Here is a 14433-nt window from a genome sequence, read left to right on the forward strand (position 1 = left end):
GTTGCGGCGATGATCGTTCTCCTGGTCTGGCTTCACGTGCTGGCGGCGGTCACCTGGATCGGCGGAACGATTTTCTTGTCGGTCGTGCTCGTGCCGGTGCTTCGAGGTGAGATTTTTGTCTCACAGAGATCGCTGTTCTTTCGGACCACGGCTCGTCGATTTCGCTCGGTAGTGTGGAGCGCGATTGCCGTTCTCCTTCTCACGGGACCTCTATTGCTGCATCAGCGGGGGATTTCGATTGCAGACCCATCAGGATGGCCGATGGTCCTGGCTGCCAAGCTGGGGCTCGTGGCGATCCTTCTTGTGTTGACGCTGACCCACGATCTCATGGTCGGGCCTCGCGTCGGGAGAATCCTCCGACTTCCCGCCGAGAGCCGAAGTACGTTCGAGCAGGCTCTGGTGTTGTGGGCTCCCTGGCTCGCGCGATTCTCTCTCGTTCTTGCTCTGGCTATCCTGTTTGCCGCGGTCGCGCTTGTCAGGTGGTAAGCAGGGGCAGAATCTGGCGGATGACGGTCCTGGTCAGTGGCGCTGGCAGAAGTTCTCACATCTTGCTCGAGCAAGATGTCCGACGTCGAACTCGGGAAGGGGCCTAAATCTCAGAATCAGGGCAACCGATCAAGCGGAAGTCCGATGCAGCCATCTGTACTTCCGATGCCAACCTCAGCACCGCGTATGCTGGCTGGTCGAAACATAGGCCAGAATGTCCGCACCACACTTCATCTGGGAGGCTGTGGCATCGGGGATCGCCACCTTGAAAAGATCTTCAATCTCGAAGAGCAAAGTCAGTTTATCGAGAGAGTCGAGCCCCAGGTCTTCTAGCGGTGTCTCCATCGAAAACTCGGCCAGGGGCGTTCGGGGCAGTCTCGCGGACACCTTGCCTTTAATCATCTGGATCAACTTGGCAGGGACGGTTTTCATCTGGTCCTCCATGTACGAACATGGCGAGGTCCCGAAGTGGATTGGAGGCTCGCAACGCATCATCGAATATTCCTAGTACCGGTGCCCGAGGGCCTGTGCAACGGCAGTGGTCTCTTTGCCAGCCCCTGCCGGGGGTGAGGCCGCACGTTCACTGCGGCCATCGATCGACTTGGACTGAAATCGTGTCGTCCCGCGCGTGAGAGGCTTTGTGCCCTGCGACGCGCCAAACGAGTCTGCAAAGAGAGTCGGGGCGTAGCCTTGCAGCATCATGTGTTCGACGAATCCGTCAAGACGTGGGATGTTCTCCGGCGTCATGCCTTTCATGTTCCATTTGGACATGTTGCGCGGGAAGGACTGCCGATGTGCCTGCACGAATTCGTAGGGGTGGCAATAGAACACCAGCCGTGAAGCCTGTCGGGTAATCCGGCGGACCATCCACTTCATCACCGGCAGGCCGAGCACCCGGAGCGTGGCCATATTGATAGGGAACAGGAATGCTGAGGGGGCTATCTCAATGATCGAACTGTCTCCAGGCAGGCGAAGATGGCTTGACGAAAGACGATAGGGCTCACTCGGAGCACGAAAGTATTTCAGATAATGCACCCGGCCGAACCCGCAATCGAATCGCCTGGCCGGCACAGATGAATCGTAGCGGTATCCCTCGTCTTCGAGCGCACGCAAGGTCGTTTCGCCGATCCACAAGCTCGGGGCGCGGAACACGATGGGGCGAATCCCTGCGGCCTTCTCCACGGCGTCCGTGGCTAATCGGATCCAGGCTCGCTGCTGGTCGTAACTGGCCGATCTGAAATCTTCATCTTGCTCGAGGCCACCGTGCTCCCACCCATGCGTGCCGAGTTCGTGCCCTCGCCGCCGGCATTCTCTGACCAGGTCTGGATAGGTTTCTGCAAACCGCCCGGCTACAAAAATTGTGGCCTTTAGTTTCCATCGATCGCAGAAATCCAATAACCCCTCCAGTCCGACCTCGGACCCGGGGACCCAGTCTACATCGATGGTAAAGTGCCATTGCTGGCAGAATTGTGCGCGCAGGGGGTGAAGACGTAGCGATCCATCCGAAGGCTCAGAGGAAAATCGCGCCGGAGCCCGTTGGACAGGTTGTTTTTCCAGTACTTGAATATTTTTGTGCATCTCGGTTTCCGGTTTCTCTGACGTGTTCTTCGCCTTCGTATTCACTGCACTCATCGTGGCTCGCATCGTATCCACCTCAGTGTGCCTCCGTTCAGATGCGCGTCTGCTTCTTCGTCCGGTCTTCCTTGACCTTCTCTGCCGCCTGCAGGGATTCCCTCCCGACGTCCTCGGCGGACATCAGGCACGTCTGTCGCCGGTTACGCCGACAGACGAGGAGGATTTCATCCACGTTCGCGGCGTCGATCAGACCAGAGGCCCAGGCAAGGCGGGGCTGTAAGAATAGCCCGATGGGGAGAAAGATTCCGTTGTACCAACGCATGGCCTGAGCCCGTTTGTGTGTCATGCCCCACACGGCGAAGTCCAGGAGCCAGCCGTTCCGGGGTTGCATGCCGAACAGGGCGCTTTGTTCGAGCGCCAAGGCATGTTCTTCGAGGATGGCGAGGAGGTGGCGAGGGTCATAACGTCGAGCATGACCGACGAGGGTGTCGAAGCTTGTCCAGCGGTCTGGATGCAGGGGCACCGAGAAGATGACCGTCGCATCGTCTTTCGCTACCCGGCTGAGCTCGCGGAAGGCCTGCCGGTCATCCTCGATGTGTTCGACGATGTCGAAGGCGCAGACGAGGTCAAAGCTGCAATCTGGAAAGGGCAGGGCGGTAATTTCCCCGTGCATCGCGTGACCGCCGCAGGCCTTCAGACCGGAGAGCGCCGGACGGCTGATGTCGACAAAGGACGTGCCCAGGATCGGGAGTCTCGGGCGCAGGCCTGGGCCGATTTCGAGTCTCGCCGGTGCCGAGGCGGCGAGCGAGGCGAGCCGCGGCCAGGTGTTGAAGCGGTGCGGCAGAACGACATGGCTTCCTGACCAGAGTCCGTCGTAGAAGTTCTGGTTGACGGTCGCAACGGTCGGGCGCGTCGCCTCCTGTACCGGGCTGATCTGCGTGGAGCCGCCATTGGCCGAGCCCGCGGTCTCCGCGCTACCCTGTCGACTCTGTCTAGGCTCTCTTGAAGCGATCTGGCTCATAGTGGGACACCATAGGTTCGTGGAGACGGTCGGAAGATTGCGACAGCGTTCGATTCATGTCAATGGACGATCCTTGGGCCAGAACGCCCTCGATCTCCAGCAATAACTCGCGTCGGCACATCTCTCCTTGAAGATAGAGAATCTGAGCATGGGACGGCAGCCGGTTTTTGAGGACGTTGTGGATCGCCGAGACATGCTCCGGGTGCCTGACATATATCTTGAAGAGGGCCTGTCCTGACCATTGTCCGCGAGCGATTCCATGAAGCCGTTCCGTCTGTGTGAGTAGTGCATTCAGGTTGTAGAGTATTTCAAGGGTCTGCTTGTGAGGCTCTCCGATGTGAGCACTGATATGCCCGACCACGCTTGCCGTCCCGGCGATGAGCAGATTGGCCCCGGAGAGGGAGGGGCGAAGGGTGGCTCTCGCGAACGACGGGCTACATGGGCCGTACAAAGGAGGGTACTCGTATGCGCGCACCTGGCGTGGATTCTCGATATGCGTTCCTGGAAGTTTGGCTGCCAGAAAGTGGATGTTCAGCGGGCCGGACAGGGTCCCGACGGCTGTCCCCGCAGGCAGGGTGCGAGGGAAGCCCGAAAGGCCTTCGGCCAAGGCTTGATAGCGGCCGGCGCAAAATTGTTGGTACCGTTCCAGCCCGTTGGATTCACGGTTGATGTGGGGGAAGTAATTCCACATCCGCAACAGATGGGGGTAGCCCAGGGCACGGGCTTGGGCGAGTAGGCGTCGATAGGCGCTGTAGGTCACGGTATTCAACTGCGTACCGGCATGTTCTTCTATGTGCAACGCCCCAAAGAGCACCTCATCGCTCATGGCGCAGTGGATGTCCTCCGCCTGATGATAGGTGACCGGCTGGGGGCTCGTCCATATCTCGGCCATCGGAGGCCCGTTCAATTTCGGCAGATCGAGGTAGACAATCGGGCAGGCACCGGCGCCACAGGGCTCCCCGTGATTCCGGTCATGACGGACGATACCCAGGACGTGAGAGAGCGAGGTCTTCAGACGTGATTCGAGCCGAGCAATCTCCACATATTCCACGCAAAACGCACGAGCCGTGGATACTAGAGCAGATGGAGCGGACGTGACCGGTGGCCACTCAACGACTCGTTCCGCCACACATTGGTTTGACTTGGTTCGGTTCACAACCCGATCTCCACTTGTAGTCGACGTCTGCAAGGCGACCGTTGAAATCACCGAGTCACGCGTGACCTCGGTCACCTCTCAGGGTGAATGCCTCTGATTCGTCGGTTTCACGAGCGAATAGCTAGATCCCTTCGCGACAGGACGCCTCCCTCGAGGGGCGAGGACCCCATTGGGGAGGCATCCGTGAAGCCAGGGCTCGTTCGGTATGACGCTATGCTACGGAAGCAGCGCATCTCCCGCGACGTTCGTGTACACCGGGGTGAAAATGAACCCCAAGCCCGGGATGAGATACCACATGACCGACGTGTCAGATTGTACGATTCGCACCTTCGTGGCACCGGCTTTTTTCGCTTCATCGGCGAATGCCTGGACGGTCGCGTTGAGTGTGGCGTCTCCCACGATCGGTTTGCTCATGAACAGGTTGATTGCATAGTTCCTCGTGTTGATGTGCGTCAGCTTGTCGCCGTCAACTCCTTTAATACCGCGTAAATCACTTGCGGTATCGGTAATGGAGCAACCGGCGCCAACTCCCATGACTAACACGAGCATCGCCATAGCGGAATATCTCATAGTTTCCTCCTGTGGATGGACATATGCCTACGCATATGTAAGTTCTGATCGAGTCTATCTAGTGAGTAGCCGGCAATCTGTTCACAATTGCTCACATTCGAATATTTCATGCAGGGAACGGCTTCGAGGTTGCTTGCTCATAATGAACGACGCTTCGGTGAATTCGACGTCCATTTACTTTGGCGCGCTCGGCTGAAACGCGACGTCCGTGACCTTGTTTTCCTGGTCCACTAAGAGTATGGCGGCATCGCCTTTGGACAGCGCCGTCAACCTCGGCTGAACGAGCGAACGTACCTTGTACGAGTGCTCTTTGCCGTCCTCGGTCCGAATGACAATGATATTGTTCTTCAATGGCTTCAGGATCTTGCCTGTGACCTGTTTGAGGTTACCCTTGAGAGGAGACTTCTGCTGCCCGAGATCCGCCGCCCGATGTACTGACTCCACGCTTCCCATCGTCACGTCGACGATCTTATCCAATTCGTCGATGAGAAAAATAACGTCTGCTCCGACGGGAATAGAGGCCACCTTACTTTTCGCGACCGGTCGGATGAGGTGAGACTCTTCTTTCCCATCTGTCGTACGAATCACCGCCTTATCGTGTCCGGTCGGCATCGGTTCGGCGAGCCGCCCGTGAACCACACGATGGTGACTGGCCTCACCGGCTTTGTGAACGTCCACCAGCAGATTCTGATCGTTGATCGTGATCTCGATCAGATCTCCTACTTTCAGTTCCGGCAATCCCTTATCCTTCCGCACGTTCATGGGGATATATCGAGGCTGTCCTTCACCGATATTGATTTTGGCCTGGTCGCTTCTGATTTCCTCTACCGTGCCGAGAAGAACACGGTTCTCGGAAAGCAGCTGAGGATCAGTTCCCGGTACTTCAGATGCAGCATTCGCAGCGGGGGCCGTTGCGATGAGCCACAGGGTGAGGACTGCTAGCCGCCAGATAGTAAGTTGTGTCATGAGTGCTCCTTTAGATTCCGCATGATTGCGTGAACGTGAATGCTCTTCGGTCCCTTGCACTATTGGGGGGAATCACCAATGCGCCGAGCATGCTGTCCCCCTGATCTCTCTGAATCGGCGTTCCGCGGCTGAACACAGATTCCGATTTCGATGTTACGCGTCTCGATCGGGAGGCGTCTGATCAATAGTGCTCAGATGTGAGGGATTGACTCAGCCTGAGAGGACGGGGGAAGTCTCTGTCTGGATGGAAACGTGAACAGGCGTGGAGCCCCAACTATTGCGGCGGTGCTTGGAGAAATTCTGCGATCCGACGTCGACCCTCTGGGCCGGTCACTAACTCCATATGTCCCACCCGCAAGTGTTGAGTGGTGAGATGGAGGGCATTCTCGTAGGCCGCAGGCAGGGTGGCAGACTTTAGGGTGACCGACCCATCTCCATCCTCATTCACGATGTCCGTGTCGAGATCGGGCAGACGCGTCTTGAACTGATCGGTATCGAACAGGACATTGTCCTGGTCCTGTCCGGCCTCCTCCGGTATCCAGACTCCTCGCGCCAGCGTGCGCTGTCCCTCTGCAGCGAGATAGAGGACAGGGATCGGTCGATCGTTCGGCGTGGCGAGGGGAGCATGGAGCCGATCCAGGAATCGTTGCGATCGATCCAACCAGTAGGAAGTATAGGTCTCCCGACGCTTGACGGTCTGGGCCGGCGAGGGCGTTGTACCTTTCAGCAATCCCCATCTCTGCTCGCGCCAATTGGCCGCTGTGCGAATTTGTCCCGCGACGGGTTGTTGCGCAAGCGTCAGCAAGACATCCGCCTCCGACAGCGGGAGCATATAGTAGGAGGTAGGAAACGATGCCATCGCCTGTTGATGCAAGATCGAGCGATTGAGACCGATCAGCCTTCCATACTGCATGTTACGAAAGGCCCACATCGACCCCAGATACGGCACACCTGCCATGACGACCTTCTCGACGTGCCTCGCGCCTTCCCAGGTTTCAACGGCCTTGTCAGGCTCTTGATCGCCGTATCGAAGATAGTAACTGACGATTAAGCCGCCCATGCTATGGGCGACGAGAGCGATATGCGTCGTGCCTTCGGACTGGAGACGCCCGATCTCTGTGCGCAAGAGCCGAACGGCATCCATGAGATCCAGCCGCCAGTCGTAATTCAAGGAAGAGACCGACAGTTGCCCGTTGTGCAGCTGGCCCAGCTCATCGAGGAGAGGGCGATACAACTTGAACGAGTAGAGCCAGGGGATCACCGTGACTTCATCGAGGATCCCGTTCGGACGGAGGGCCATCCCGTCGAGCTCCAGCTCGGGCAATGGAAGCGTCAGCGATTCGTCCCCTCCGAGGGCTTGCGATGCGGTGACCCAGAGGAGGTTCCCATTATCGACGCGCGCGAGCTTGGTCCCATAATAGCCAGCCACCACGATGACGGCAGAGTGTGGCCTCAGCTTGGGGTCCAGCTGAGTGGGCGGTGTCCCACAGGCCGTGAAGGCAAATATGAAGAGAGAGGCGGCCGCGGCATGCCACGTCATGGTATTTCAACCGATCAGGCTCGATGGTCGTATCCGCTCGTTATTTCTTGTGGGTCCCTGTTGACTTGTCTGTCGCGCTTTCCCCCTCTTCGGGGCGCGGCAGATTATAATACTCGTAGACCGTGACGATCCATTCCCGATTCGACATGTCGGGCCACTGATCTTTGGAGAAACCAGGGGCATGTTTGAGGTCCTTCTTGCTCACGTCGAGGACGAGGTAATTTTGGTTATCGCTTAAGTGCATCGCTTCCCACGGTATGGCAAAATATTTGTCTCCGATTCCCAAAAACCCGCCAAAGTCCAGCACGACATATTCAATGTCCCCTTCCAGCGGGTCAATGACGAGGTCTTTGATATCCCCGAGTTTCTTGCCTTCGGTATCTTGGACCTTGGCCCCGATCAGATTACTGGCCTTCAGCACGCCGCTCTTGTCGCGCGCGGCGATCGAGGGATTGAGGGTGAAGGTGGTACAGAGAGCCACTGCGGCGAACGCGACCCACAACTTTGTCATCATCTTCTTCCTTCTGAACAATGTTCTTCTTCCGCAGTTCCCATTCGAGGGGAATGATCGGTCATGACATCAAAGCACGCGTAGAAATGCCACCAGGTCCTGCTTCTCTGCCGCCGTCAATTGAGTCCCCAGCACCAGGCTGAAGAACTCGACGGTATCCTCCAGGGTAAGCAACCGCCCATCGTGCAAGTAGGGGGGCGAATCCTTGATGCCGCGCAAGGGAAAGGTTTTGATGGGGCCATCGGCGCTCGCCATGCGTCCATTAATCATCCGCGGCTTGTAAAAACGCTCTACCCTTAAATTGTGCATGGAGTTGTCCGTGTAATAGGGCGCCTGATGGCAACCAGCACATGCCGCTTTACCGAAGAATAGGTTCTGCCCTCGCGTCTCAGACGCGGTGGATTTTTTGAGGTTTAACTTCCCGTCAATGCCCAGCTTAGGCGCTGGGGGAAAGTCCAGGAGCTCCTGAAATTCCGCCATGAAGTGCACCTGGCTGCCCCGCTCGAGAATGTTGACGCCTTTTTTGGTGGCGATGACGGGGTCGCCGTCGAAGTAGGCAGCGCGTTGCTCAAATTCCGTGAAGTCTTCCACGCTTTTCAGCGCCCGTTGCGAGCCGAACAGCCGCTGAATGTGCAGGCCGCGCAACGTCGGGGTATCGAGTCGATGGCGGAACTCCTGCGGGCGGACATCTCCTGCCAAATGGGTGCTGGCATTCGTATGACCGTTCGCATGACAGTCGAAGCAGGCCACACCACGGCTTGGACGCAGGGTACGGCGATCTTCAGTCTGGTTGAACTGTTGCTGCGGGAATGCGGTGACGAGCAGGCGAAGGCCTTCGAGCTGTTTCGGATTCAGGATCCCGTTGAAGGTTTCATAATAGTTGTCGAGGGTGATCAATTTACCGTGAGACAGGTCACCAAGATCCGCCCTGGTCGTGAGATAGATGGGAGCAGGGAACTCAGGCAGGAAATGGTCCGGCAGATCAAATCCCAGGTCGAAGCGAGTGAGATCACGGCCCTCTTGCTTCTGAACCTCCTGGATATGGAACGTGGGAAATACCATCCCTCCTTCAGGATGGTTAGGATGAGGAAGAGGAAAGAATCCAGCCGGAAACGAATCCTTTTCACGGATCTCTTCGGGGCTCATGGCCTGAAGCGTTTCCCAGGTCGTCCCCTGCTGAAGTTTGACTCGTATCCCTTCCTGGACCGGCTTGCCGCGTGGCATCGCGGCGTCTTTGGCCGGGCGATTCGAGAGGTCGTAGCGCTCGTTGAGCAGATTTATCTGCCGCTTCATGATCTCAGGCTTCGCGGCGTTCATGCGCGCAATGACGACCGCTACGTCCTCCTTGAGATCGACGGGAGCATAACTCGTCCCTCTCGGGGGTAACTCTTGAGCGGATGGAGCGCCGGCAGCGAGAAGGACGGTCGCGAACATGCCCACGAGCACCCATTGCCGGTTTGGTTGATATGTCACGTGTACCCTCTCGTTACGACCTGAAGAATGGTGATCGACCCCTTCTACGGACGAATGGCACATTCGTTAGGGCGCGTCGAGTGCAGGCGCAGGCAATAGCGCGACATCAGAGGCGATTTTTTCAAATAGTTTCACGGTGTGCACCCTCTCCTTCATCCTCTCCACCAGACCGGTGTACGAGTGATCTCGGATAATACGGCTGAACTGTGTTCGGTAGTTCCTCACGATGCTGGCGTTGTCAATAGCCACATCGTACACGATCCATTCCCCGGTGTGGTTATCTAACCGGAAATCTAACGAGGTGTTTACTTTTGGCCCAATCAAGTTGGTCCTGACCTCGGCAAAGTTTCCCTCGCGGCGTTCGAAGAGATAGAAGACTTGTTCGTCGTAATATTGGTCAATCTTGTTGGCAACCGCGTCTCGTATCAATTCAACGAACAGACGGACGAACTCCTCTCGCTCCAGGGCGCTGAGTTTCGCCCAAGGAGCCCCTAGAGAGCGTTGGGCCATGAGGGTATAGTTTACGCGGTGTCTGATGACCTGCTCGATTTGTTGGCGGCGTTCCTCGGAGCGGCCGGGCTGCTTCAATGTTTCATCCCCAAGGATCGCGAGCACATCGATGATGGAGTGTTTCACCGACTCGGTAGGGGAGTATTCGGTCGGCGTCACCCGTGTGGGCCCATTCACGATGGCGGCCATCGCCGGTTGTCGGCTCAGCCGATGATGGTTCGATTTCCCGACGATCGTTGACCCATTGGGAGATTCCATCGAGGCGCAACCTGTGACTGCGGTCACCATTCCAAGAACAACGAACCAAGCCGAGAATTGTGAATACATGGCAGACCTCTGTGTTGGGTGGGTACAATCTGCGTGTTTGCCGCCGTTCTCAAGCCTACGACTCCGGAGGGGTGATGATCTGGTCAAAATAGCTCAGATTGGTAGAACAGAGTCAGCCTGCTTGGCTCTGCTCCGCGCCACGGCTATGGAAAGCCGCATGTGCGTGCTGGGATGGTAATCCATGAGGTCGCCTTCCAGAATCTGCTCGTAAAGATGCAGCCGCGCGAACGCGAGGCGCCTATTCATGCTAGCTAACGCTTAGGGCGAAGGAATTGCCTCCTCCTCTGATTTTGTCGACAGACGGGGGCTCACAAGCTCTATGCGCATGATCGGCCCCATGAGTTGCAAGGGCCCTTCGAATTGCACGAAGCTCGGCACCTCATCGGCCAGGATCCAGCAGTCATAGTGGAAATGGGCCGGGAGCTTACCGACGGCCTTGCCGATGAACTTCCGGATCATTCCCATATCGGGCTTGAAGGCGTAGTGCAGTGCTTTTCGCGATACTTCGCCCACCTGCACGGTACGCTCCCCCATGAGAAGAAGATCCAGTTTGATGGCCTCTGGCCCTGGCGTAAAGGCAAGAAGATGCACCGTGTCGCTGGCGCCTTTCGGCAGATTCAGCAGCATCGTGACGAGCATGCCGTTGTAGGTATCGTTCGGCAGCGCAAACTTCCCGGTCAGCACCTGTTCTTGTGCATCTTTTCTCGCTTTGGATCGAACCTTGTAGGTGCCCGTGCTCCGGTCTGCTGAGACGTCGAGCTGCTCTGGAAAGGACGGGCCCTGCTGGACCAGGTGGTAACGGATCATGGTAAACACATGCTGTTGCGAGAAGGCGACGTGCTCATCGTGCAGAGAGCCGTCTTTGAACCGGAGCACCAGCCGGCTCTCAACCAGGTCACCTTCTTTGACGACTTGAGTCATCTCGCCCTGGCCGATGGTCTCACCAGCAAGCGACCGCACGAGAAGGAATCCATGTGTCACGCCTTCTGAAAATCGCACCGAGACCGGCGCGGCATCTGCCGGACTGGATAGGAGCGCGGTGATCGCCATGATGACCGCCAACCAGGTTCGAGTCTCACGATGACCCATCATGGTGATCAGCCTGCACGACGGAGTGAGGAGTGGCGCCTTCATTTTCTCAGCAACTCAGCCAAGGGCTGGAGCTCTTCTATGTGTTCGGAGACGACTTTCACGATGCACATGATGGGAATAGCGAGCAGCAGGCCCCATGCCCCCCAGAGCCATCCCCAGAAGAGCAGCGCGATAAAGACCGACACGGCATTCATGCTCGCGAATTTTCCCGTCATCCAGGTGACGACAAATATGCCGACGAAGGTGGCGATCGCCAGCGAACTAGCCGACACCAATAGCACCATCCAGAACGAATCAAATTGCAGGAAGGCCGCCATTCCCGTCATGACTGCGATCAAGGCCGGTCCCAGGTAGGGAATGACGTGCAGTCCGCCAGCAGCAATCGCCCATCCGCCGGCATTCTCCAAGCCGATCCACCGGAATGCGGTCCAGGTCAGGAGTGCCAGGAGCACGTTGGAGACCAGCAGCGTGAACATGTACCGCTGAATGGACGAGTTGATATCGTCGAGGAGGTGCACCGTGATTTTCTTGTCCGATAACGATGGCCCAACCAGATGCACCAGCTTGTGTTTGAAGGTGTCGTCGGCCAGTAACAGAAAGAAGACTAAAATAAGCACCATGGTTGATTGGCCGATGAAGGTGACCAGTTTCATGGAGCCTGCTTTTAGAAAGTCGCCAAGCTTGAATACGGGCTGGTCAATAACGAGATGTGTCGCGGCCTGCTTGGGTGACGAGTGGATATCCCCCGCCTGGCTGGTGGCGTTATCGAATTCTCGCGCGGCAGCTTGCACGTTCTGCATGGTGTTGGGCTGGCCCCCCCGTTTTGGGAGAAGCGCAGCAGACAATTTGCTCGCCGCCACAGGTAACTGATCAAGGATAGTCTGTGCCTGGTCCCGTAGTGAGAATGCCACGAACGCGCTCCCACAGAGGATTGTCAGCATCACGAGGCTCGTCCCCAGCATCCGAGGGATCTTGATCCGCTCCAGCCACACCACGAGGGGATTGAGGGTGTACGCAATGAAGATGCCGAGCAGGAGCGGTACGAAAAACTTTTCTGCCCACTGCAACGCAAATACCACGACGACGGCCGTCACAATGGTCAATGCCAGGCCTCGCACGTTCAGCGACACGCGGGTGGTGAGGTGAGCAGGGTCCGGCAGGGGTTGCGGTTCAGGCGTCACGTCTGTTGCAGCATTCACGTCGAGAGCGTTCATTGCGATTGACCCTTACCATGCAGCCTTCTGGGTTTAGACTGACGGCGCGCGGGCGCGCACAAAGATCTCGCGACATCATGCCTGGAGGATCGAAGGAGGTCCGGTCAAAACTGCTCAGATAAGGAAAATTTGCTGAGGCCGGCGCGGTGTGCGGCCGCTACGCGATGGGCGGCGAGAAGAGGTGGATCCGATGCCGTTCTATCTTATTCGAACGACCTGTCGAGAGCGGCGGGGGATGTGAGCGCCGCCGGGCCCGTCCGATCCATTTTCTTTCGCGCGCTTGCTTGATGGACTGTTAGTGTTCGACGATCCTGGAAGAGGGTGTCAGGGTCTGGAAGAGCCGCTGCCTCAGAACCGCTAAGCGCTGAAATTCGCTCCGGTTCGGCTTCTGTCCTGTGGCGTGACCTGCGTGAGCGCCTCGTACCATCTGTAGGTCATGGGCCGCTTTCCGTTCGTCTTGATGGGTTTTCGGCTCTGCAGGCTCCCAGAGGTCCACCCGCGAGCCGGATATTTCAAAGTGCTGGAGCGCATTGAAGACCCGCTCGACGTCTTCGCAGCGGGCCATGTGCACGATCCCGAGGCCGAGAGCATGTCCGCATTCATCCCTCAGGACTTGGGCTAACAGGACTGTTCCAAACGGGATGAAGGCCTGGCGAAGCTTAGCATTGGTACAAAAGTAGGACAGCCCGCTGACATGGATGTGAGTACCCATATCGAACCCTCCCGGTGAGAAAACAGGTCATCACGCACAATTATAGTATGCATAGGAGGTTCAGGCTGTCTGGTCACAATCGCTCAATATGTCTTCGTATCCGACTCCGCGCGGGTTGATGCTTGCGTGCGCTCCTTGCGAGTTGTAGATGCCTGACTTGCGGTCGCTGTCGTCCTGCTTCCTAGAGACGGTGCAACAGTTTGTGCAGGGCTTGCCAGTGCCTGCCGATGGTCGACGCGATCTAGAATGATCAAAATGCACGAGTCCTCGTATGAATTCCGGTCCGCGACTCCGAATCCTCGAATATTGATCGTGCGTGGCACATTGAATACAGGTTCTTCTAACTCGAAGGATTCCCAGATCTGGGCCGCGCTGCGTTGGTCCAATGTCGTTTCGATCCGAGTCCTGGTTTCCTGAATCCATGCCCAAAGGATATCGTGAGCGGGGCTGGTCTCCGTCGAAGCAAGGGGGCCCATCAGCTCCAAGGCCCGGCGATTGATATAGCGTAACTGCTGCCTGCGCGAGAAGATCAGAATGCCCGGTTCCGAGCGCACAGTGGTCGCAGTTGCGCCAGGCCAGGAGGAGTACAACTCTTGTAGTATTTGACGTATACAGGATTCAGTACATTCTCGTATCGTCGACCTGCAGGTCGTCATTGAGTGTCCCCTCGAGTCAGGGTTAGCGTTCGAGGCGATCGCAGGTCACGATGCCTTCATGCTGTTGTCATCTATGGGTTGATGGCTCAACGGAGCCATAGCGCTCCGCGTGAGATCGTGCGAATACGCCGCTTGCCTTCCTGGTCCCTCTGTGAGGCACCGCCCGTTTTGGCGTCAGAGGGTGAAGGCGATTTTCACGCGTGACGGCGTCCCCGATATCCCCGCAATTAATGCATCGCGTGGCCATGTATATGTGGCCGGTTTCCAATCTCAGGTCGTCGAATGTTTCACGGACAAGCAGTCCGCTGCAGCGTTGGCAGCGCATAAGTCCTCCTTCTACTGTCTTTGTGGCTTAGGATAAAATGCCCCTCACGATCCTGGTTCGCCCCGCCTCATTGATGACTAGTGACGCGGCGATGTCCTGAACGACATCCATGTACTACGTCATCCTGGCTCTGTAGCGAGGAGCCAGCAAGAGAGCTGTCCGGTGCTATCTCAGGCAACAGGTTGCTCCCACATGGGAGACCGCGCCATGGGCTGCTCCCACGCTCCATATTCGACCAGGGATCGGGCGCAGGCCTCGCACAAATGCGGTCCTAGTATGTGCCGCGTGTGGCACACCTC

The 14433-nt window shown here is 57.3% G+C and carries 14 protein-coding genes; 1 reads left to right on the forward strand and 13 read right to left on the reverse strand.

Annotation, left to right across the window (positions count from 1 at the left end):
• Positions 1–9 precede the first annotated feature (9 nt).
• Entirely contained in the window at positions 10–486 is a 477-nt protein-coding gene (locus Q8N00_04095; protein MDP2381963.1) for a hypothetical protein, read from the forward strand.
• Positions 487–660: 174 nt separating this feature from the next.
• Here the strand turns inward: Q8N00_04095 and Q8N00_04100 are convergent, their stop codons facing one another.
• The 13 genes from Q8N00_04100 to Q8N00_04160 all read right to left on the reverse strand — a co-directional run bounded on the left by Q8N00_04100 (position 661) and on the right by Q8N00_04160 (position 13153).
• Positions 661–918 (reverse strand): phosphopantetheine-binding protein, encoded by a 258-nt coding sequence (locus tag Q8N00_04100; protein MDP2381964.1) that lies wholly within the window; start codon positions 916–918, stop codon positions 661–663.
• 72 nt (positions 919–990) lie between these two features.
• Positions 991–2130: a polysaccharide deacetylase family protein gene (locus tag Q8N00_04105; protein MDP2381965.1), complete on the reverse strand. Its 1140-nt coding sequence runs from the start codon at positions 2128–2130 to the stop codon at positions 991–993.
• A gap of 25 nt (positions 2131–2155) precedes the next feature.
• Positions 2156–3082 carry a class I SAM-dependent methyltransferase gene (locus tag Q8N00_04110; GenBank protein ID MDP2381966.1) on the reverse strand — a complete coding sequence of 309 codons (927 nt, stop codon included), beginning with the start codon at positions 3080–3082 and terminating at the stop codon, positions 2156–2158.
• A complete protein-coding gene (locus Q8N00_04115) occupies positions 3054–4238 on the reverse strand; it encodes a hypothetical protein (protein ID MDP2381967.1) in 1185 nt (394 codons plus the stop codon). Before Q8N00_04115 ends, Q8N00_04110 begins: the two co-directional genes overlap by 29 nt.
• A 216-nt stretch (positions 4239–4454) precedes the next feature.
• A complete protein-coding gene (locus Q8N00_04120; GenBank protein ID MDP2381968.1) occupies positions 4455–4808 on the reverse strand; it encodes a hypothetical protein in 354 nt (117 codons plus the stop codon).
• Positions 4809–4982: 174 nt separating this feature from the next.
• Positions 4983–5774 (reverse strand): hypothetical protein, encoded by a 792-nt coding sequence (locus tag Q8N00_04125; GenBank protein ID MDP2381969.1) that lies wholly within the window; start codon positions 5772–5774, stop codon positions 4983–4985.
• A gap of 274 nt (positions 5775–6048) precedes the next feature.
• Positions 6049–7314: a hypothetical protein gene (locus Q8N00_04130; GenBank protein MDP2381970.1), complete on the reverse strand. Its 1266-nt coding sequence runs from the start codon at positions 7312–7314 to the stop codon at positions 6049–6051.
• A 40-nt stretch (positions 7315–7354) separates the two neighbouring features.
• On the reverse strand, positions 7355–7828 hold the full coding sequence (locus tag Q8N00_04135) for a PRC-barrel domain-containing protein (GenBank protein MDP2381971.1): 474 nt from the start codon (positions 7826–7828) through the stop codon (positions 7355–7357).
• A 66-nt stretch (positions 7829–7894) separates the two neighbouring features.
• Positions 7895–9259 carry a cytochrome B6 gene (locus tag Q8N00_04140; protein MDP2381972.1) on the reverse strand — a complete coding sequence of 455 codons (1365 nt, stop codon included), beginning with the start codon at positions 9257–9259 and terminating at the stop codon, positions 7895–7897.
• A 105-nt stretch (positions 9260–9364) separates the two neighbouring features.
• Positions 9365–10066, reverse strand: coding sequence for an ABC transporter substrate-binding protein (locus Q8N00_04145; GenBank protein ID MDP2381973.1), 702 nt, complete (start codon positions 10064–10066; stop codon positions 9365–9367).
• 327 nt (positions 10067–10393) lie between these two features.
• Positions 10394–11227 carry a hypothetical protein gene (locus tag Q8N00_04150; protein ID MDP2381974.1) on the reverse strand — a complete coding sequence of 278 codons (834 nt, stop codon included), beginning with the start codon at positions 11225–11227 and terminating at the stop codon, positions 10394–10396.
• A gap of 38 nt (positions 11228–11265) precedes the next feature.
• Positions 11266–12441: an AI-2E family transporter gene (locus tag Q8N00_04155; protein MDP2381975.1), complete on the reverse strand. Its 1176-nt coding sequence runs from the start codon at positions 12439–12441 to the stop codon at positions 11266–11268.
• Positions 12442–12736: 295 nt separating this feature from the next.
• Positions 12737–13153, reverse strand: coding sequence for an RNA-binding protein (locus tag Q8N00_04160; GenBank protein MDP2381976.1), 417 nt, complete (start codon positions 13151–13153; stop codon positions 12737–12739).
• Between the last annotated feature and the right edge of the window lie 1280 nt (positions 13154–14433).

The sequence above is a fragment of the Nitrospirota bacterium genome, assembly GCA_030684575.1.
Lineage (GTDB): Bacteria > Nitrospirota > Nitrospiria > Nitrospirales > Nitrospiraceae > Palsa-1315.